This is a genomic window from Actinoplanes sp. OR16 (assembly GCF_004001265.1).
Classification (GTDB): domain Bacteria; phylum Actinomycetota; class Actinomycetes; order Mycobacteriales; family Micromonosporaceae; genus Actinoplanes.
This window is the reverse complement of the sequence record NZ_AP019371.1, coordinates 5120146-5140783: the sequence shown is the minus strand read 5'-3', so window position 1 is coordinate 5140783 and position 20638 is coordinate 5120146. Positions and strand designations below refer to the sequence as shown.

The window sequence follows — 20638 nt, the reverse complement described above, 5'->3', positions numbered from 1 at the left end:
TCGGCTGCTCCCGCTCAGAACTTGGGGAATTCTTCGGTCTGGCTGATCTGCTGGACCCCGGGCTGTTCGAGGGCGCCCTCGTAGACGCGGACCTCGTCGACGAGCCCGCCGAAGTACTCGCCGAACTTGCCGGCGACGAAGGCACGGCCGATCTGCAGCGCACCGCCCGCCGGGAAGGTCTGCGTGTCGGCCACCTTGATCACCATCTCCGAGGTGCTCTGCCCGTTGACGTAGAGACGCAGCTCGCGGGCGGACGAGTCGTACACGACCGCGAGGTGCTGGCCGAAGGCGGCGCTGTTGTCGGGTTTGAAGTACCGGCCGGAGACCTTGACCGGGCTCGCACCGGGCCCGGTCAGCTGCCACCGGTAGTCGTTGCCGACCTTCGCGCAGCCCAGCCGGAACAGGCTGTTGCTCTCGGCGACCTGCGACAGAGCTGTCGTGCTCTTCGGGCAGGAGTTGGCGGAGACCTTGACCCGGACGGAGGCGGTGAAGCTGCGCTCACCGGGCACGATGGAACCCGCCGTGTACGCGGCGCCGTTCGATCCGTTGAGCGAGAGGTATCCGCTGCCCACCAGCTGGGTCGGGTTCTCCCAGTCGTTCGGGTCGTACGCGAGCACCTTGGCGCCGCCGGTGAGGGTCAGCTCCTTAGCGGCCTGGCGGGCCACCTCCGGGCTCTTCCCGCTGCTCGCGCTGTTCAGCTGCCAGTAGCCGAGCCGGATGACGGCCACCTTCGACAGCTTCTTGATGTCATCGCTGACCAGGATCCGGTCGTAGAGGACGACGTCGGAGATGTCGCCCTGCCACATGTCGCGGTATCCGGCCCGGTCCCGCGCACGACCGATCTGCACGGATCCGCGCGAGGTGAAGAACGACTGACGTGCGGTCAGGCTCTGGCTGACACCGTTGACGATGAGATGGATCTTGCGGTTCTCGGTGTCGAAGACGCCGATGAGGTGGGTCCATTTGTTCGCGACGGCGTCGCCGGTGCTGAGGACCTTCCACTCGCCCAGCGAGGTGACGTCCATAGCGGGGATCTTGAAGGCCCACTTCTTGGTGGCGGCCTCATAGCCCAGCGTGAAACCGGGCGTGCCGGAGCCGTCCTGGCTGACGGCCACCCGGTCCCGCGTGGTGTCGGCGAGCTTCACCCACGCCGCCACCGAGAAGGTCTTGCTCGTGTCGACGACCGCGTAGGCCTTCGCCACGTCGTAGGCCTGGGTGGTGTCGATCGCCTGGGAGATCCCGGACGTCAGATAGCTGTTCGCCTGCCCGGTGAAGCGGACGGCGGTGTCGATGTCGCAGGCCTCCTCGCCGGTCGGGCAGCCCGGGCCGGGGACGGCCAGAGTGGCACCAGCGCCCTTGGACAGCGGGAACCGGCCCGCAGGCTTCGTGGTGTCCTCCTGGCCGTTCTTGATCACCGGGATGGCGTCCGCGAGCTGCGTCTTGGTTGCTGCCTCCTTCAGACCCCACTGCGCTTCCGGCAGCCGGTACGAGACGCCGAACTCGCACGTCGCCTCGCCGCTGCGGTTGCCGGCGGCGTCCACGGCGTACACGTTGATCCACCGCATGCCGGTCTGCTTCGCCAGGTAGCGGATCGTGACCGGGCCACCCGAAGTCGCCGGGGTGAGCAGATATTTGGGGTCCTCGTCGAAGCCGTAGTAGTACTTGACCGCGTCGGTGCCGGGCGAGTCGAAGGTGAAGGTCGAGTAGAGACCGGCCCATCCGCGGTCGCTGTTGTCGCGGACGCACGTGCCGGTCTTCTCCGGCGCATCGAGCGGGAGGAACTCGGCGGAGTCGATGTCCGGCGGCTGAGGCGCGGTGTTGTCGTAGAGGAACTCACAGGACGAGCTCCACGCGCCCCAGACCGTGGTGCCACCGATGATGTTCGACGCTCGCGCTCGCCAGGAGATGACCTTGTTCTGCGGGACCGTGACCGTGAAGTCGGCTTTGACCAGCTTGTCGGGGTCGGCGAGCTGGCGCGGGGTGGTCCAGTTCATCAGCGGCGTCCAGGTGCCGTTGTTGTTGTAGCTCGCGTCGAATTGCACGGTGACGTACTCGCTGAACGGCTTCACCAGGTCATCGGCATCGGACACCTTCACCGCCATGGTCCTGGGGGCGGTGACGAGTGGACGGCTGCCACCGGAGATGCAGGTGTTGAAGGGCTTGACGACCGGCTTGCGGTTGTAGACCACCGACAGGATCGCGTTGCCACAGAACCGCTTCCACGCGGTGTGGTCGGCCTCGTCGTCGGCCCGGACGCCGAAGGTGACCTGCTCCAGGTCGTCCCGGTTGATGTTGTTGATCGAGTTCATCACGTCGAACTGGACGTTCTGGTTCGCCCGCTCGCAGCCGCTCTCCACGCCGGTCGGCGACGCGGTACCCATCTTCTCGACCATGCTGGGCTGGTTGTTCCAGGTGGTGGAGGCCTTGATGCTCTTGTCGGCACGGTAGAGCGTGACGTCCTTGGCCGACCCGTCGTAGGAGTGCACCATCGTCACCTTGAACTTCGCCGAGATGACGTCGAGCCCGTCGTACGGGGTGGGGATCGTGTAGTAGAGCCGCTTCACGCCGACTCCGGCGCAGGAGCCCGAGGAGACCGGGCACTCGCCGACACCCTCGTGCTTCTTGCCCTTGAACTTCCAGTACGACTCGTTCGGATAGCCCTTGGCGACCATCGTGTACGCGGTAGCCCGCGACGTGGAGTACGTCGGGTCGACGTAGACCGGGTAGTTGGTCTCCGGGTCCTGCAGCATCTCCTGGTCGGGCAGGAGCGTGATGCTGTCCTCGGTCACCTCCACCTCGAGCGGTGTCTCGGTCACCGTGGCCGGGGCGGTCTCGTCCGCCGTCTCGGCGAGCGCCGCCACGTCGGCCTCCGGCAGCGCCTGCCGCGCGGCCGCCACCGGCTGCGCCTCCGGCGACTCCCACATGGTGGGTGACGGGGCTTCGAAGACCTCGCCGCCGGACGCGTCGTCGACGGCCGCGATGACGCCGTCCGCGTCTTCCGAGACGGTCAGCCCGTCGGTCTCCAGGCCGAACTCGAGCTCCGCCACCCGCGGGTCCTCGGCCGCCTCCGGGGTCTTGATGACGACCACGTGGGAGAAGCTGTCCGGCGTCACGTTGACCACCAGGTCGACGCCGGGCAGCACCTCCTCGTACTTGGCCTGGTCACCGTCGATCGTCACCGGCGGAAGTTCACCGGGCCAGTCCAGGGTCATGGTCTGGCCGGCTCGCTCGGCCGTCAGCAGCGGCCCGTCACCGCCCTTCGACAACTCCAGCCCGAAGGTGGCGGCGGCGGGGACGAAGTTGCCCTCGGCGTTCGGTTGCAGGTCGGCGTTGACGGGAACCCATTCGCCGTCGCGCACCACCCGTACCGGCTCAGTGTTCTGTTCCGCGATGAGAGAGCCTTCGGGATCGGCGAAGACACTCGTCCGCTCGTCCCGCATCGAGAGGATCTCGACCGGCTGCCCGACCTCCTGGGCGTAGAGGCGGGCCTCCTCTTCGGTCTCCCGGACCAGCGTCTCCTCCGCGACCGGCCGCATGACCGACGCCTGCACCTGGTCCTCGGCCACCGGCGGTGTGCCGAACGCGTAGCCGGCCAGCATCGCCGTCACCGCGGTGGTGAGGCCGAGCTGCCATCCCCATCTATTCCTGCGACCAGCCACGCGCCGGCCCTCCCCCATGATTCGTTCGGATTTGGCTGATTGATCACGCATGGCTCGCATCACCCGATCGCCGCGCCGTAGGCGACCTCGCCGGCCGGTGCGGGCAGGTCCACGCGCCCGGTCCGGTCGGCGACGATCATCTGGGCCCACGGGAAGCGGTAGAGCGTGCCGTCGCCGGCGAGGCTGCCGACGTAGAGGAACTCCGGGTTGCCGCCGAGCACGTTGCCGACCAGCTCACCCGGGGTGTTGACGCCGGGCAGGCCGCCGCCGCCCCGGCCGGCGCCGGACGATGCCGGAATGGTGGATTCGAGGCCCGCGAACACGGCCACGCCACCGGCGTCCGGCACGGTGCCGAGGTCCTCGCCCGGCGCCGACACCGCGATGATCACGGTCTTGGCGGTCGGCGGGGACTCCGGGGCGGTGTTCACCGCGAGGACGTGTTCGCCGAAGTGGTCGCCGTCCTCGGCGCCACCACCGATGCCCGGGGTGAACTGGGTGACCGCGCCCAGGTACTCGATCCCGGCGGCGGTCAGCTTGAAGCGGTGCAGCATGCCGGAGTCGCGGATGGCGTTGACGTCCTCGCCGGGCTCGCCGACGACCAGCAGCGACTCGCCGGCGTTCGCCGCCGACTGGTAGGCGACCATCGACATCGACTTGCCGAACTCGTCGCCCTGCTCGAGCGGGTCGGTCAGGAACTCCGTACCACTGCCCATGTACTTCGGCCGGCCGCTGACCTGCTCATGGCTGTAGACGCCCATGATTCCGGCGAAGACCCCGGAGCCGACCGCTTCTCCCGGTACGCCGATGGCGAAGTGGTTGGGGCTGATCGACAACGAGAATCCGACCCGGTCGTTGGCCTCCGGGCTGCCCGCGACGCCGAGACCCTCGTAGAACGGGGTGACCGTCGTACCTCGCCAGTAGTGCACGATGCCCGCGTCGGAGACCCCGTCGATGTCCTCACCCGGCGTGCCGACGATCAGGACCGGCTCACCGTTCGGCAGGTTGGTGGCGGCCAGCGAGTAGCCGAACCAGTCACCGGCCTCCCACGGGTCAGTGGCGAACCCGTTCGACGTGTACCAGAGCGTGGTGGTCGTACCGAGCCCGAGGCCCTTCGGTGAGCCGTAGACGATGCCGATGACACCGGCCTCGTCCTGGTCGCCGAGGCCCTCGAACGGCGTGCTGACCACCAGGTCGCTGCAGCCGTCGCGGTTGGCGTCGTACGTGGCGAGCGCGAACCCGAACTGCTCACCGGCCTCGACGCCGCTGTGCGGGACCTCGGTGCTGCCCTGGGTGAACGACTTGGTGCCGGTCAGAGCGTTGTTGCCGTACGTGACGGTCACCCGGCCGGACCGGTTGTTGTAGTCCGGGTCGCCGGCCGCCACGTCGCGGTATCCGTCCCCGTTGTAGTCGTGGTCGATGCCGGCGGCGCAGTCGGCCGACGGCGCCGTGCCGGTGTAGACCTGCTGCTCGCAGAAGGTGGTCCAGGCCGAGTACAGCGCGCCGTCGAAGGCACGGGCCCGCCACTTGTAGCGGCCGCCGCTCACGAACGCGCCGGCCGGAACCGTGGCGGCGGCGGTCGCGCCGGCGGCGACGCTGACGTTCGCCCCGCCCATCCGCGCCTCGCCGGCGACCGTCCACCACTCGAACTGCGCGGTCACCGACGCGCTGTCCGCGTCGGCGACGGTGACCTTGAGCTGCGGGGTGAGCGAGGCGACCTTCGGCCGCGACGCGCCGGTGACGCAACTGGTGGACGGCACCGTCGCACGGGCGGTGACGGTCGGAGCCGTCGCGGCGGCGGCGACGGCGACCATCGCGGGCTGGTCGCCGGGCGGCGGCGACGGCCGATCGTTGGTGGTGGCCAGCAGGCAGACGATCGCGGCGACGGCCAAGCCGACGCGACCGTATCGGAACAGCATCCGGTCCTCCGAGATGGTGATGGTGATGTGCTGAGGGGTCAGCCGATGGAGGCGCCGTAGGCCACCTGGCCGGACGGCGCGGGCCAGGTGACGTTCGGCGCGACGTCGCCCTGCACGAGGGAGCTCCAGCTGAACCGCATCAGAGAGCCGGACCCGTGCGAGCTGGCGAGGTAGAGATACACGGGATCGATGCCGAGTCCGATACCGATGAGCTCACCGGCGATGGTCGTGTTGCCCGGCCAGGCCCCGCGGTGCACCTGGGATGCCACCGGCACCGGGTTGGCGGCTGCCGGGAACACGTAGATCACGCCGTTGTCGGCAAAGGCACCGAAGTCCTCGCCCGGCGTACCCACCGCCGCGATGACCGTGTCGTTGCTGACCGGCGTGGCCGGCTGCCGATTCACCACCACGACCTGTTCACCGAAGTGATCGCCGACCTCGGATCCACCGCCGATGCCCGGGGTCGCTTGATACACCGGGCCGAGATGGGTGAAGCCGGTCGAGGTCAGCGCCAGGCGGTGCACCAGGCCGGCGTCGACCGCCCCGAGGGCGTCCTCGCCGGGTACGCCGATGACCAGCATCGACTCGTTGGTGTTGGCGCTCGACTGATAAGCCACCATCGCGATCGACTTCCCGAAGGCGTCGTCCTGTTCAGCGGTCTCCAGAGCCTGCTGAGAGGCGGTTCCGAGGCGCTTGGGCTTGCCGGAGATCAACTCGTGAGTGAAGATCTCCACGACTCCGGCCCAGGTCACCGCCTCGATGGCCTCGCCGGGCGAACCCACCGCGAAGTGGTTCGGTGACGATGCCAGCGAATATCCGAACTGGTCGCCGGTCTCGGCCGCGCCGCCCGGTTTGTCGCTGCCGTTGTAGACCGCGCTGGTCGTTCCGCGCCGGTAGTGGATCATGCCGGCGTCGACGGCGGTGCCGATGTCCTCGCCGGGCACACCGACGATGAGGATCGGCTCACCGCTCAGGCTGTTCGTCGCTGAGAGCGCGAAGCCGAACGCGTCACCGGCCTCGAGAGTCTCCGCGAAGGCGGCACTGCCCTGGTTGAACCACTCCGTCTTGGTCGTTGCGAGGCCTCCCGGCGAGCCGTAGAGGATGACGATCGAACCGACCCCGGCGGTGGTTTCGGACGATTCGAACGGCGCGCTGACCACGAGGTCGCTGCAGCCGTCGCGGTCGGCGTCATAGGTGGCCAGCGCGTGGCCGAAACGGTCGCCTGCCTCCGGCCCACCCGGTATGTTCCCGGAGCCCTGCTGATACGACGTCGCCGGCAGTACGCCACCGCCGTAGATGACGGTCACCCGGCCGGCGCCGTCCTGGCCGTTCGCTGCGTATCCCGGGTCACCGACGGCGACGTCGCGGATCCCGTCCCCGTTGTAGTCGTGGTCGATTCCGGCGGCGCAGTTCGACGAGGGCGCCGTGCCGGTGTAGACCTGCAGCTCGCAGAACGACGTCCACGCCGAGAACAGGCTGCCGTCCGTCGCGCGGACACGCCACTTGTACCGGCCACCGCTGACGAACGCCCCCGCCGGCAGCGTCGTCGCGGCGGTCGCACCGGCCGCGACGCTGACGTTCGCCCCGCCCATCCGGCCCTCACCGGCGACCGTCCACCACTCGAACTGCGCCGTGACGGTGGCGGTGTCCGGATCGGCGACGGTCACTTTGAGCTGTGGGGTGAGGGTGGCGACCTTCGGCCGCGACGCGCCGCTGACGCAGGTGGTGGCCGGCACAGTGGCCGGGGCGGAGACGACCGGGGCTGTCGCGGCGGCTGCGACGGTGACCATCGCGGGCGTGCCGGCGGCGGGCGACTGGTCGTTCGTGGTGGCGAGCAGGCAGATGATCGCGGCGACGGCCAAGCCGGCGCGGCCGTAGCGGAGCAGCAATGAACGCGGGCGCGGTGGAACCACACGGTCCTCCAGGTGAGCGCGGCACAGGGGCCGCGTTGGCGCCGCTCCGGCGCCCCCGGAAACGACGTGACAGACAGCGTGGACGCCGCTTCCGCTGCGAGCGGCGTTGATCGGAGAACTTAAACGTAGAGATCGATCGAAGCCAGAGCCGCGAAGATCACGGCCTCCGGGCTCCGACACGGAGAGCACACAGCGGATACACAGGGACGACGGCCGACATCGACCGTCGTCCCTAATCAGGTGCCGCGCGAGGGCGGTTCACGAGTGGTTACTCAGCGTGTTCACCTGACCGGAAGGATCGGCTAAAATCAGCCGAACGGCCGAGGCTCGGTGCGTCAGCCGTTGTGCGGTCGGCGCGCCACCACGAAGAGGTGGGTGTCCGGCCAGTCCAGGGGCTTGCCGTCGAGGTCGGCCAGGGACGCCACCGGGGCGAGGCGGTTCTCCACGATCCAGTCGTTGCGGAGCGGGCCGGATACCGGGTCGAGGGTGAAACCGACCTCGGTGAGCAGGTCGGACCACTCGGCGAAGCTGAGGCCGCAGAACTGCTCGTGCGTCTCGGACAGCCAGTTGTCGGTGTAGTCCTTGCGGGTCAGGTAGTCCATCGCGGCGGCCAGCTCGATCCGCACCGCGTCGCCGTCCAGCGCCTCGAAGGTGAACGGGAACGCGAAGTCGACGGCGAACTGGTCCAGCCGGGCACGAGTGGAGAGGCCGCCGACGTACTCCCGTACCTCCGCGGTGTCCTTGTCTTGAAGATCGTGCCGTGGCTCGGCCGGGTTCGCGCCGTCGTCGCTGGTCAGGCGCAGGATGACCGGCTGTCGCGGATCGGCCGGTCCGCACACGTCACTGTTGATCCAGACGCCGCCGGGCGCGGTGTGCTCGAAGATCCGGCGGGCGAATTCCAGGAGCGAATCACGCTGCTTCCCGTACGACCAGATCTCGTGGGTGAGGGCGAACGTCAGAGTCGTGTCGATCGACCGGTCCGGGAAGATGGCGCCGCCCAGCACGTTGCGCCGGTAGAAGTAGACGTTGGCGTTCCGGAAGACGCCCTGCGCCTTCTTGTGCACGCACTCCTGGTAGAGGTGCCGCGCGACCTCGACGCCGATCAGGTCGCTCTCGTGCAGCGCGGGCTCGCGGTCGGCCAGTTCCAGCAGTGATCCGGCGCCGCAGCCGACGTCCACGATCCGGCCGGGTTGCACATGGCTCCGGACCGCCTTCCACTTGCGCTCGGCGGCATCCGCGAAGGCTTCGACGTACGTGCGATAGTCGCGTGTCGCCGTCAGCCCGCCCTCATCACCCACTAACGGGTCGTTGACCACGGCGCGGATCGTCTCGACCAGCCGATAACGCTCGTACACGTCGATCGTGGCCGGGTGCGCCAAGCGACGCCACTCCTCGTCACCCGCGGCAAGACGGAGGAGCACATCCCACGGGCGCTCGGGGATCGTACGAAGGGATGGGTCCGCCTCGACGAGCGCGACCGGAAGTCCCAGCTTGCGGTAGAGATCGGCGACCTCCGGCGTCGAGCAGGCCAGGACGGTGTTCGCAGGCGTCAGCTCGATGCCGGTGGCCACCGCGATCGTCTTCAGCGTGACCTCGGCGAACGCGTCGGTCGGCGCGGTGTCGAAGATCGGCACGACCAGGGAGCGCAACCCGGTCTGGCAGCTGAGGCGCTCGATCGCGGCCTCGCGGCGGTGGTACGGGACGGGGTTGCGCCTGGTGTTCTCGTGGTTCGCGGACGTCACCGCCCAGACGATCGTGGCGTTGTCGTTCCTCGTGGCCAGATCGTGGAGATAGTCGGCCTGGAACCGGGTCAGCAGGTGATGGCGGCCGGGAAAGAGCACGAAAGACACCCATGATCATATCCCGTGACTTGTTTCTGCACGTCATTGGCAGTAGCAACGTTGTCGCACGACTAGTCTCGGGAGTAGGCTGACCGGGTGTCCGGCTTCCATTCGCACGCCTCCTCCAACAAGGTCGACAGCGCTCTCGAGTCGTCCCGTGAGGGGCTGCGCGCGCTCTGGATCTCGCTGGCCGCCCTCGGTGTGACGGCGGCGCTCCAGGCGCTGATCGTGGTGCTGTCCGGTTCGGTGGCGCTGCTCGGCGACACCGTGCACAACGTGGCCGACGCGCTCACCGCCGTGCCGCTGGCGATCGCGTTCTGGCTGGGGCGGCGGGCTGCCACCCGGGCTTATACGTACGGTTTCGGTCGCGGCGAAGATCTCGCCGGCATCCTGATCGTCGCCGTCATCGCCGCGTCCGCCGTCGCCTCGGCGCTCTTCGCGATCGATCGCCTGCTGAGCCCGCAGTCGATCACCCATCTGCCCTGGGTCGCCGCAGCAGGCCTGATCGGTTTCGCCGGCAACGAGCTCGTGGCCCGTTACCGCATCACCGTCGGCCGCCGCATCGGCTCGGCCGCCCTGGTCGCCGACGGCCTGCACGCCCGCACCGACGGCTACACCTCCCTGGCCGTCGTCCTCGCAGCGGGCGGCGCCGCCCTGGGCTGGAGCTGGGCAGATCCGGTCATCGGCCTGGCGATCACAGCGGCGATCGCCTTCGTGCTGAAGGACGCGGCCCGAGAGGTCTACCACCGCGTCATGGACCGCGTAGACCCTTCCCTCGTCGACGACGCCGAACACACCCTGCGCACCATCCCCGGCATCCGCGACATCTCGGGCCTGCGTCTGCGCTGGATAGGCCACCAGCTACACGCCGAGGCCGGCATAGTCGTCGACGCCCGCCTGTCCCTGCTGGCAGCCCACGAGCTGGCAGCCGACGCCGAACACCACCTGACCCACCACATTCCCCGCCTGACCAGTGCCACAGTCCACGTGGACCCCGACACCCATCCCGGCGACACTCACCACGAGCACTTGGCCCACCATCGCCACTCCCACCACCACCCGTCTCCCGCCTGACCCTGCCACCCCACACCCAACGACCCGGAAGCACGCGACGCGCAGACACGAATCCGGAGAACCACCGACCCGAATCCGAAGAGCCGCCAACCCGGTTCCGGAGACCAGCGACGAAGCCTCGCGCTCGACTCGCCCTTCCGCGAACCCCTTTCGTACGCCTTTCGCGGCCCTTCCTCGCACCCACTCCTCGGGTCCCTCCTCGCTCGCCTTTTCGTGCGCCTTTTCGCACCCCTTTCGCGGCCCTTCCTCGCGACTCTTCCTCGCTCGCCTCTTCGTGCGCCTTTTCGCACGCCTTTCGCGACCCTTCCTCGCACTCACTCCTCGCGGCCCCTCCTCGGTCTCTTCCTGGCGTCCATTCCTGGCGCCCTCTTTCCTGGCGATCTTGGAGAACCGAGGGTCCACCCACCGCCACGATCGCCGGCACGCGCGTTGCCGCCGGCACGTGCGTTGCCGCCGCCCCGCCACCCGGCCGCCCCGCTGCCCCGCTGCCCGGCCGCCCCGGCTGCCCCGCCGCCCCGCCGCCCCGCTGCCCTGCCGCCCTGCCGCCCTGCCGCCCTGCCGCCCTGCCGCCCTGCCGCCCTGCCGCCCCAGATCTTGGGCGACTTTGTGCAGCGGAGTGTGCTGGATCGCCCAAGATTCGCGTGGGCGAGCGATAGAAGAGCCGGACGGTAGAACCGCGCCTAGCCATCGGTTCAGGGGCGCCGAATCACAGGTCGTGCAACTTCCGCTTCGGAGGGAGCTGGTTGATGGAAGGTTGTGGGGCCTCTAGCACCTACAACGCTCCATAAAGGGTCAGAACTCCAAGATCCAGGTCACTGCCTGTAGCCGCGAGGCGTTCTGGCCTTTGTCGGGCTATGCACACCCCGGTCGCCACGTCATCTCGTCGCCTCGTCACGCCACGTCGCGCCACGCGGCTCCCGTCACGCCACGTTGCCACGTTGTCACGTCATGTCATCCCGTCACGTCATGTCGCCTCGTCACGTCAAGTCGCCTCGTCACGTCAAGTCGCCTCGTCACGTCAAGTCGCCTCGTCACGTCAAGTCGCCCCACGTCGCTTCGTCACATCCCGTCGCCACATTGCCCCGTCGTCACGTCGTCACGTCGGCACGTCGAGTGGTCACGTGGTCACGTCACGTCACGCCACGCCACGTCGCCTCCGAACTCCGGGACCCGTCGCCCCGCGGGGACTGTCAAGAAAACGGTGTAACTCGATCTTGTTGAGGGTTAGTTGCGGCCTGCGGTGAGCCGTCCTTCGAAGGCGAGGTCGAAGGCGTTGAGGGCGGGTTTCCAGCGGATGGTCCAGCGGCGGCGGCCAGCGCCGGTCGGGTCCAGGGCCATCACGGCCAGGTAGACGCATTTCAGGGCGGCCTGCTCGTTCGGGAAGTGCCCGCGGGCCCGGACGGCGCGGCGGATGCGGGCGTTCACGCTCTCGATCGCGTTGGTGGAGCAGACGACCTTACGGATTTCGGCGTCGAACGCGAGGAACGGCACGAACTCGGCCCAGGCGTTCTCCCAGAGCCGGACGATCGCCGGATATCGCTCGCCCCAGGCCTCAGCGAACTCCAGGAAGCGCTGCTCGGCAGCCTGCTCGGTCGGTGCGGTGTAGACCGGCTTGAGTGCCTTGGCGATGGCGTCGTAGTGCTGGCGGCCGGCGTATTTGAACGAGTTGCGCAGCAGGTGCACCACGCAGGTCTGGACCACGGTCTTCGGCCAGACGGTGTTGATCGCGTCAGGCAGCCCGGTCAGGCCGTCGCAGACGGCCATCAGCACGTCCTCGACACCACGGTTCTTGAGCTCGGTGCACACGCTGAACCAGAACTTGGCGCCTTCGCCGCCGTCGCCAGCCCAGAGCCCGAGGATGTCGCGGGTGCCCTCGGCGGTGACCGCGAGGGCGACGTAGATGGGCCGGTTGGCGACTTTGCCGTCGCGGATCTTGACGTTGATCGCGTCCAGGAAGATCACCGGATAGACCCTGTCGAGGGGCCGGTTCTGCCACTCGGCCATGCCGTCGATGACCTTATCGGTGATCGTGGAGATCGTCTGGCGCGAGACGTCGGCGCCATAGACCTCGGCCAGGTGAGCGCTGATCTCCCCGGTGGTCAGGCCTTTCGCCGACAGCGACAGGACCATGTCCTCGACACCAGTCAGCCGACGTTGCCGCTTCTTGACGATCTGCGGCTCGAACGAGGCGTCGCGATCGCGCGGCACGGTGATCTCGACCGGGCCGACATCGGTCAGCACGGTCTTGGCCCGGGTCCCGTTACGGGAGTTGCCGCCGTCTTTGCCGGCCGGGTCGTGTTTCTCATAGCCGAGGTGATCGGTGATCTCACCATCGAGGGCGGCTTCGATCACTCGCTTGGTCAACTGCTGCAGCAGACCGCCTTCGCCGGTCAGTTGCAGGCCCGCTGCGCGGGCCTGCTCGACCAGCTGGCCGACTAGCTCGGCATCCACGCCTTCCGGGGTGGTTGCCGGATCCTTCTTCTTGGCCACCGCCGAAGTATCCACGGTGGCATCGATCGTCACGGTCATCTGGTGTCTCCTTGATCAGGAGTTACACCGTTTTTCTTACAGTCCCCCCCGCGCCCCCTCTCGCGGATCTTGGACGATCGCCGGGTGGACACAGCACCTCAAGGGGTCGACTGCCGACCGGAAAAGGGGCTGGTGTGGCGGCCGGCACAGCTTTCTGGAGGATTTGCGGGCGGGCCGGAGGCGGCAAGATCCGGTTATGGCGCCTGAGAGCACTTCGACTCTGGTCATCCCGCTGGCCGGTTTCTGGCCTTATGCGACCGATGCCGCGGTTCAGCGGCTGGACGGGGTGGCGGTGCTCGATCTGCGGGCGTCCGGGCTTGCGGCGCAGGCGCTGATCAAGGTGGTGGTCAAGGAGGCGCGGCGGGTGGGGGCGCCGTCGGTGGTCACGCTGCTGCCGGAGCGGTACGAGCCGGACGACGTGCGGATCGCCTGGTCAGAATCGGACGTGCCCGACGATGTGCGGCTCGGCATGGTGTGTACCGCGGTCGCGGCCGATCAAGTGCTTGACGGGCTGGCGAATGACAATCCCGTGTGCTCGGTCGACCCGTACACCCACGCTCTTGATGATCGGCGCATCGCGGACCTGATCGCACGGCAGATAGAGCAAGCCGACGCGGTGATCGTGATCGGCCGCCCGGAGGGCGATGAGGACTGGGAGTCTGAGCAGCTCCGGACGTTGCTGCGCCGGCTGGCGCCCTGGGCGACGGTACGCGACGAGCTCACCGCCGAGATCCACCGCCCGACGCCGCACCGCACCCCGCTGATGCCGGCGATCCGCGGGTTGAGCGGCCACGCGGTAGGCATCCACGAACCGATGGCCGTCGATGGTGTGGTCTCCTGCGTGTTCCGTCAGAAACGGCCATTCCACCCGGCCCGCCTGCACACCGCCCTGGAACGGATCACCGGCCGGGTGGTGCGCTCGCGCGGTCACTTCTGGCTCGCCAGTCGTCCCGACATGGTCCTCTCCTGGGAGTCGGCGAGTGTGCTGCGCATCGAAGGCGCCGGCGGCTGGCTCGCCGATCTGCCCGACTCCTCGTGGAATGAGGTGCATCCCGAGCGGCGGATCGCGGCGACGCTCGACTGGGACCACTACTACGGTGACCGCCACCACCAGCTCGCCTTCATCGGCATCGACCTGGACGCCGAGGATCTCGACCGGACGCTCACCGCCTGCCTGCTCACCGACGAGGAACTGGCGGACGGCTTCGACGCCTGGCGGGGATTGCCGGATCCGTTCGCGTTCCATCCCCACTAGAAGTTAGGGAACGTCTCCCTGCGGGTACCTCATCTGTGGACGGACAGACAGAGGAGGTTGTTCTCATGGCGTTCGACGACAAGGTTGACAACAAGGCCGAGGAGTTCGGCGGCAAGGTCAAGGAGGGCGTCGGCCGCGCTACGGACGACGAGCGTCTCGAGGCTGAGGGCAAGGCCGACCAGAACGAGTCGCACCTCAAGCAGGCCGGCGAGAACGTCAAGGACGCCGGTAAGAAGATCAAGGACGTCTTCAAGTCCTGACATCGGGATTTCCGGAGCCGGTCACTGTGAGTGGCCGGCTCCGGCCCGTTTTCAGCGAGCCGCGGCGGTCGCAGGGGTGTGGATGAGGCAAGATCTTCCGGGTGCACCTCGACGATTCCCAGCTCAACGACACTTCCGTGCTCAGCGATCGGCAGCGCAGGATTCTGACGGTCATTCAGGATTGGGCGGTCCGGTACGGATATCCACCGTCCACGCGGGAATTGAGCGCCGCGGTCCGGTTGTCGCCGTCGACGGTGAGCAGGCAGTTGCGGCTGCTCGAGGAGCACGGGTTCCTGCGGCGGAGCGGTTCGCTCACGCGGCCTATCGACGTACGCATGTTCCTGGGCAATAAAACCGAGAAATCGGAGATGTCGCAGGAGAACGTGAGCGTCCCGCTGGTGGGGACGATTGCCGCCGGTACGCCCATCCTCGCCGCGACCGACTCGGACGCCGCGGACGAGACGCTCAACCTGCCTCGCGATCTCGTCGGCCGGGGCACCCTGTTCAGCCTCCGCGTCCAGGGCGATTCGATGATCGACGCGGCGATCTGCGACGGCGACATCGTCGTGGTCCGCCAGCAGCCGGACGCCTACAACGGCGACATCGTGGCCGCGATGATCGACGAGGAGGCGACCGTCAAGGTGTTCCAGCGGCGCGGCGGGCATGTGAAGTTGGAGCCGCGGAACCCCGCGTACGACGTGATCGACGGCGACCAGGCAGTGATCCTCGGAAAGGTCGTGTCGGTCCTGCGGCGGGTCTGACGCTTGTTGCAAAAGGTTTGCAACTGCGGGATCATGGGCTCAGGTACGGCTTGAGGGCGCTCCGGCAGGCGATGATCCAGCAGCCGGGGCGCCCTTGTCGGCAACCCGAAGCGCGGCCATCTGAAGCGCCGCCATCTGAAGTGCGGCCATCTGAAGCGCGGCCATCTGAAGCGCGGCCATCTGAAGCGCGTCAGGCCGCTCGTGCTGACTTGCCGGCGTACATCGCCGCGTCGGCTTCGGCGACCAGAGCCTCCCGGTCCAGGTCAGAAGAGCCCGCCGGGGCGGACGCCGAACCGACCGTGACGCCGATCGAGACGACGCCGGCGGAGAGGGCCATCGGCAGGCGCAGGGTCTCCCGGATCCGGGCGGCGAGGTCGTCCGGAGCGACGCCGTCGCAGATGACCAGGAACTCGTCGCCTCCGAGGCGGCCCACCACGTCGCCGGGGCGGGTGACGGCGGTGAGGCGAGCGGCGACGACCTTGAGGGCCTCGTCGCCGACCAGATGTCCGTAACGGTCGTTGATGGGCTTGAAGCCGTCGAGGTCGCAGAGCAGCACCGACACCCCGGAGCCGCCGGCCAGGGCGCGGTCCAGCGCGGCCATCACGTGCCGGCGGTTGCGCAGGCCGGTCAGCTCGTCGTGGGAGGCCTGGTGGGCGAGGGTGCGTTCGGCCTCTTCACGCTGGACGGCGAGCCGGTGGAAGCGCAGCAGCACGAGCGGGATCACCAGCAGCGTGCCGACCGGCAGCATCAGGCTCGCGGTGGAGGTTCCCCGCATGATCTGTACGGCGGAGAGCAGCGGATTGACACTCAACGCCAGCGCCAACCAGATCAGCGTCAGCCGGCCGGCGACGGGTGCTCCCGACGACGGCAACGGCTCGGTGACAGCGCCCGCGTCCCGTTGCAGAGGCGCTGCCGCGATGGTGAGGAAGGCCATGAGCAGCGGCTCCGGCCGTCCGGTGACCAGCGCGGCAAGCGTGAGAACGGCCGTGAAGAGCAGATAGACGATGGAGTCCCGCCCCGGCCCGCGGGCAGCGCCCATCCGGATCAGGCAGCCGATCACCCCGGAGATCGCAAAGATGTCGATCATGAGGAGGAGCAGGCCGAGCGGTGAGGCATTGGAGGGCAGGTGCGGCTGCACACCCCAGACCCACAGCGGTCCACCGGCGCAGAGCCCGAGCAGAGCCGCGTCGAGGAGACCACTGGCATCGGCGGCGAGCCGGCGGCGCAGCGCTGCCGCCGTACCGAGAAGAAAGAGACCATGCGATGCGGAGAGGGTGAGTTCGGCGGGACTGCTCTCGGCTTGGCCGATGTGGCCGTCGAGCCAGCCCGGCCAGGTCAGTTGTCCCAGGAGCAACAGCAGGAGGCCGCCGACCGAGATCAGCCATGGTCGCTGGTGCGGGAGGCGGCGGCTGGCGAGCGCGTACGCGAACGTCACCAGCGGCGTCGCGACGATCACCAGCTGAACGGCGGATCGGCCGTCGCCCGCGACCACATACGTGATCATGGCGGCAGCCGCGTAGAGCAGGAAGATCGCTCGCATCCTGTGCCTCATCGGCGGGCGCGCGACCACCTTGAGGCTATCCGAGGGCTCCCGACCGGCCCGGATCGCAAGATGGGCGTTCAGGCCCCGCCGGGTCACGGTCGGCAGCCGGTTCTCGCTCGGAAGGATGCGCTGGACCGATCGCAGGGCCGGTCGGCATGCTGGCGGTCGTGACGGATGAGGTACGCCGGTTCCACGCCGGCCTTCCCGGTTATGCGCCCACTCCCCTGCACGAGCTGCCGGCACTCGCTGCCGAGCTCGGCGTGGGCAGGGTGCTGGTCAAGGACGAGTCGTCGCGCTTCGGCCTGCCGGCGTTCAAGGTTCTCGGCGCATCCTGGGCGATAAATCGGCTCTTATCCGAAATGTCGCCCGAGGAGATGGGCCGGGAAGGCGGGGCAGGGAAGGCAGGCCGGGACGGAGGGCGGGGGACCACGCGGCTGGTCACTGCATCTGACGGCAATCATGGTCGCGCTGTCGCTCGGGTGGCGAAGCAGCGAGGACTGGAAGCGCACGTCTTCGTCCCCAGCGGGGTGCACCCCAGCGCGATCGCCGCCATCGAGGCGGAAGGTGCGCAGGTCTCCACGATCGCGGGGAGTTACGACGATGCGGTCCGGGCGGCAGCCGAAGCCGGCGGGACGCTGGTGCAGGACACGGCCTGGCCGGGCTACGAGCGGATCCCGCAGTGGATCGTGGATGGCTACTCGACCCTCTTCGCCGAGATCATGGAGCAGTTGGGGGCTGCACCCGACGTGCTGATCATGCCGGTGGGCGTCGGTTCGCTGGCGCAGGCAGGAACCACCTATTTCGCGGAATATCCGACATTGCTCGTGGCGGTGGAACCCACCAACGCCACCTTCCTGGGCGCCAGCCGGGAAGCCGGTGAACCCGTCACCACCGACACGTCAGAAACGGTCATGGCGGGGTTGAACTGCGGCACCGTCTCCAGTCTGGCTTGGCCGTACCTCAAGGATCGTCTCGACCGAGCGGTGACGGTGACCGACGCGCAGAGCCTGAGCGCCGCCGAAGCCTTGAGACTCCACGGCATCTCCGCCGGTCCGTGCGGTGCGGCAGCCCTCGCCGCGGCTCGCACGATGACGCTTGCGCCCGGCGCGACGGTGGTGCTGCTGAGCACCGAGGGCGCCGACGCCAACCCCTGGGATGACGGCGCCAACCCCGGGGATGACGATACTGAACCTCGTGGAGAGTCTGCGCTTCGCCCGTACCGATGATGGAGTGTCGATCGGCTATCAGATGTTCGGGCAGGGTCCGGTACTGGTCTGGATGCCGTCGCTCAGCAACATCGTGGCGCAGTGGCGGATCCCCTGGCTGCGCACGGCCTACGAGACCCTGGCGCGGAGTCTCACCGTGATCCTCTACGACGGCCGGGGAACGGGCAGCTCGGACCGGGACATCGACCTCGGCGATCTCGGAGTGGACGCGCACCTGCGTGATCTGCGGGCGGTCCTGGCGCACGCCGGCGTCGAACGGGCGTCGCTGTTCGGCTACTACCACTCGGTCGCCACGGCGATCGCGTTCGCGGCCCGCTCGCCGGCGACGGTCGAGCGGCTCGTCCTGTTCGGTGGCGCGCCGCGGATGCGGGAGGCCATGCAGCCCGCGCAGACGAAGGCACTGCTCTCCCTGGTCGATCAGGACTGGGGGCTGTTCGCCGACGCCGCCGCCACCGCCTGGCTGGGCTGGGACGCCGCGCCGTCGAGCAAGTGGACGGCCGAGGCGTTCCGGACCGCCACCACCGCCGCCACCGCCCGCGCCTGGTTCGACGCGGCCGCCACGATCGACGTCTCCGACGAGCTTTCCTCGGTACGAGCGCCCGCCCTGATCGTCCACCGTCAAGGCGAGCAGCAGATCCCGGCCGCGGTGTTCCGCCGCCTCGTCGCGAGCCTGCCCGACGCCCGGCTGGTCGAGCGTCCGGGTTCGACGCCCACCCTGTTCATGGAGGACGCCGCGACCGACCTCACCCTGGTCACCGGCTTCGTGAAATCCGGCCGCATCGACGCCACGCCGTCCGGCACCCGGTCACTCACACCCCGTGAGCGCCAGGTCCTGGACCGGCTGGCCGACGGCGACTCGAACACCGAGATCGCCCGCAAGCTGGGCATCGCCGTCCACACCGTGGAACGCCACCTCGGCAACCTCTACCGCAAGATCGGCGCGCGTGGCCGTACCGACGCCGTCGTCTACGCCCTGCGCATGACGGAGAACCCCCACACCGGCTGACGGATCACCGGGAAGCGCCGGTTCCGCAGCCGGAGGACGATCGGCGTATGAACCTCGTCCAAGCCACCACCCCCACCGTCGTCAAACTCGCCGGCCGCCGCTGGTCCCCGTGGGCGGTGGTGCATCACCGAGGCCGCAAGACCGGCCGCGACCTGGCCGTCCCGGTCGTCGTCATGGCCACTCCCACCGAGTTCGTCATCAACCTCCCCTGGGGCCCCACCACCAACTGGGTGCGCAACGTCCAGGCCGCCGGCGCCTGCACGATCACCTGGAAGGGCGCCGACCACCGGGCCACCGCCCCGCGCATCCTGTCCGAGGCGGAGGCGAGACCGTACTACTCCCGCCTCTCCTGGACCATCGCCCGCCGCTTCTTCCCGGCCGACGCCTGGCTGCTGCTGCACCGCACGCCTTGATTAATGCCCCCGGTGGGGATGAGGATCAAGGGACAGCTCTCTCGATCTTCCAATCACCCCCTGGAGGACCGTGATGCCCGCTTCTCCCCTGCCCGAGGCCGTCAATGTCGTGATCATCGGTGGTGGGGTCATGGGCCTCAGCACCGCCTACCACCTGGCCCGAGCCGGCGTCCGGGACGTGCTGCTGCTCGACAAGGCGTCGTTCGGGTCCGGGTCCACGTGTAAGGCGGCCGGTGGTGTCCGGGCGCAGTTCTCCGATCCGGTCAACATCGCGCTGGGCGCCCGCAGCCTGGAGACGTTCGCTGATTTTCCGGGCAGATTCGGTCAGGAGATCGACTTCAAGCGGGTCGGCTATCTGTTCCTGCTGGACGACCCGGCCGACGTGGCGGCGTTCGAGGCCAACGTCGCCCTGCAGAACGACCTGGGGATTCCCAGCCGGATGATCACGGTTGCGGAGGCGGAACGGCTCTCGCCCCTCATCGCGACGGACCATCTCATCGCCGCCGCCTACTCCCCCATCGACGGTCATTGCACGCCGGAATCGGTCATCCTCGGTTATGCGACGGCCGCCCGGCGGCTCGGCGCGACCTTGGTGCCGCACTGTGCCGTCACCGGCCTTCACATTCAAGATCATTTCATCGTACGTACGGAAGCCGGAACTCTCAGGGCCGACACCGTCATCTGTGCGGCCGGCCCGTGGTCGGCGGAGATCGGGGCCTGGGCCGGCGTGGATCTGCCGGTGACCCCCTTGCGCCGGCAGATCCTGACCACCGAGCCGGTCGCCGGCCTGGATCCGCACACGCCGTTCACCATCGATTTCGGGACGACGTTCTACTTCCACGGCGAGGGGCGCGGGCTGCTGCTCGGCATGTCCGATCCGGACGAGACGCCCGGCTTCAAACTGGACCGCGACGACACCTGGCTGCCGGGACTGGCCGCCGCCATCGACCGCCGTGCTCCGCGGCTGGCCGACGTCGGGATCGCGAGCGGCTGGGCCGGGCTCTACGAGAACACGCCGGACCACAACGCGCTGATCGGGCGCAGCGGGGACTTCCTCTACGCGACCGGCTTCTCCGGGCACGGTTTCCTGATGGGCCCGGCCGTCGGCGAAGTGATGCGCGACCTCTACCTGCGCCGGCAGCCGTTCGTCGACGTCAGCGGCTTCAGCGCGGACCGGTTCGCCGAGGCCGGCGCCCGGCCGGAACTCAACATCGTCTGACGAGAGATCTGAGAAGGAGGGAC

At 68.6% G+C, this 20638-nt stretch carries 14 protein-coding genes; 8 read left to right on the top strand and 6 right to left on the bottom strand.

Translation table 11 applies throughout. The features are described 5' to 3' along the window. Nucleotides 1-14: 14 nt before the first annotated feature. The 4 genes from EP757_RS23440 to EP757_RS23425 form a co-directional block, all read right to left on the bottom strand. Nucleotides 15-3659 (bottom strand): LamG-like jellyroll fold domain-containing protein, encoded by a 3645-nt coding sequence (locus tag EP757_RS23440; RefSeq protein WP_127549373.1) that lies wholly within the window; start codon nt 3657-3659, stop codon nt 15-17. A gap of 59 nt (nt 3660-3718) precedes the next feature. Continuing rightward, nucleotides 3719-5575, bottom strand: a complete 1857-nt coding sequence (locus EP757_RS23435; RefSeq protein WP_127549371.1) for a VCBS repeat-containing protein — start codon at nt 5573-5575, stop codon at nt 3719-3721. Nucleotides 5576-5613: 38 nt separating this feature from the next. Next, nucleotides 5614-7488, bottom strand: coding sequence for an integrin alpha (locus EP757_RS23430; RefSeq protein WP_127549369.1), 1875 nt, complete (start codon nt 7486-7488; stop codon nt 5614-5616). Nucleotides 7489-7823: 335 nt separating this feature from the next. Continuing rightward, on the bottom strand, nt 7824-9338 hold the full coding sequence (locus EP757_RS23425; RefSeq protein ID WP_127549367.1) for a class I SAM-dependent methyltransferase: 1515 nt from the start codon (nt 9336-9338) through the stop codon (nt 7824-7826). 87 nt (nt 9339-9425) lie between these two features. Between EP757_RS23425 and EP757_RS23420 the strand changes: the two genes are divergently transcribed. Further along, a complete protein-coding gene (locus tag EP757_RS23420; RefSeq protein ID WP_127549365.1) occupies nt 9426-10403 on the top strand; it encodes a cation diffusion facilitator family transporter in 978 nt (325 codons plus the stop codon). Nucleotides 10404-11627: 1224 nt separating this feature from the next. On the opposite strand, the gene EP757_RS23415 is transcribed toward EP757_RS23420, so the two are convergent. Then, nucleotides 11628-12932, bottom strand: coding sequence for an IS256 family transposase (locus EP757_RS23415; protein ID WP_232049958.1), 1305 nt, complete (start codon nt 12930-12932; stop codon nt 11628-11630). Nucleotides 12933-13128: 196 nt separating this feature from the next. Between EP757_RS23415 and EP757_RS23410 the strand changes: the two genes are divergently transcribed. The 3 genes from EP757_RS23410 (at nt 13129) to lexA (ending at nt 15208) form a co-directional block, all read left to right on the top strand. Beyond that, nucleotides 13129-14187 (top strand): GTP-binding protein, encoded by a 1059-nt coding sequence (locus EP757_RS23410; RefSeq protein ID WP_127549364.1) that lies wholly within the window; start codon nt 13129-13131, stop codon nt 14185-14187. 65 nt (nt 14188-14252) lie between these two features. Beyond that, a complete protein-coding gene (locus EP757_RS23405; RefSeq protein ID WP_127549362.1) occupies nt 14253-14447 on the top strand; it encodes a CsbD family protein in 195 nt (64 codons plus the stop codon). 101 nt (nt 14448-14548) lie between these two features. After that, complete coding sequence (gene lexA / locus EP757_RS23400; RefSeq protein WP_127549360.1) at nt 14549-15208, top strand: transcriptional repressor LexA; 660 nt, start codon at nt 14549-14551, stop codon at nt 15206-15208. Nucleotides 15209-15398: 190 nt separating this feature from the next. On the opposite strand, the gene EP757_RS23395 is transcribed toward lexA, so the two are convergent. Then, nucleotides 15399-16748 (bottom strand): GGDEF domain-containing protein, encoded by a 1350-nt coding sequence (locus tag EP757_RS23395; RefSeq protein ID WP_160165862.1) that lies wholly within the window; start codon nt 16746-16748, stop codon nt 15399-15401. Nucleotides 16749-16906: 158 nt separating this feature from the next. On the opposite strand from EP757_RS23395, the gene EP757_RS23390 reads away from it, so the two are divergent. From EP757_RS23390 to EP757_RS23375, 4 genes are all read left to right on the top strand, one after another. Then, nucleotides 16907-17977: a pyridoxal-phosphate dependent enzyme gene (locus tag EP757_RS23390; RefSeq protein ID WP_127549357.1), complete on the top strand. Its 1071-nt coding sequence runs from the start codon at nt 16907-16909 to the stop codon at nt 17975-17977. Further along, nucleotides 17946-18983 carry an alpha/beta fold hydrolase gene (locus tag EP757_RS23385; RefSeq protein WP_232049959.1) on the top strand — a complete coding sequence of 346 codons (1038 nt, stop codon included), beginning with the start codon at nt 17946-17948 and terminating at the stop codon, nt 18981-18983. The genes EP757_RS23390 and EP757_RS23385 overlap by 32 nt, the downstream gene beginning before the upstream one ends. Before the next feature lie 47 nt (nt 18984-19030). Further along, a complete protein-coding gene (locus EP757_RS23380) occupies nt 19031-19396 on the top strand; it encodes a nitroreductase family deazaflavin-dependent oxidoreductase (RefSeq protein ID WP_127549353.1) in 366 nt (121 codons plus the stop codon). Between the two features lie 73 nt (nt 19397-19469). Further along, nucleotides 19470-20615: an FAD-binding oxidoreductase gene (locus tag EP757_RS23375; RefSeq protein ID WP_127549351.1), complete on the top strand. Its 1146-nt coding sequence runs from the start codon at nt 19470-19472 to the stop codon at nt 20613-20615. Nucleotides 20616-20638: the final 23 nt, after the last annotated feature.

What these genes read in the sequence shown, in the direction of transcription:
- EP757_RS23435 (WP_127549371.1), bottom strand. Translation starts at nt 5,575, where the DNA reads ATGCTGTTCCGATACGGTCGCGTCGGCTTGGCCGTCGCCGCGATCGTC.
- EP757_RS23415 (WP_232049958.1), bottom strand. Translation starts at nt 12,932, where the DNA reads ATGACCGTGACGATCGATGCCACCGTGGATACTTCGGCGGTGGCCAAG.
- EP757_RS23410 (WP_127549364.1), top strand. Translation starts at nt 13,129, where the DNA reads ATGGCGCCTGAGAGCACTTCGACTCTGGTCATCCCGCTGGCCGGTTTC.
- EP757_RS23405 (WP_127549362.1), top strand. Translation starts at nt 14,253, where the DNA reads ATGGCGTTCGACGACAAGGTTGACAACAAGGCCGAGGAGTTCGGCGGC.
- EP757_RS23395 (WP_160165862.1), bottom strand. Translation starts at nt 16,748, where the DNA reads ATGCGAGCGATCTTCCTGCTCTACGCGGCTGCCGCCATGATCACGTAT.
- EP757_RS23390 (WP_127549357.1), top strand. Translation starts at nt 16,907, where the DNA reads ATGCTGGCGGTCGTGACGGATGAGGTACGCCGGTTCCACGCCGGCCTT.
- EP757_RS23380 (WP_127549353.1), top strand. Translation starts at nt 19,031, where the DNA reads ATGAACCTCGTCCAAGCCACCACCCCCACCGTCGTCAAACTCGCCGGC.
- EP757_RS23375 (WP_127549351.1), top strand. Translation starts at nt 19,470, where the DNA reads ATGCCCGCTTCTCCCCTGCCCGAGGCCGTCAATGTCGTGATCATCGGT.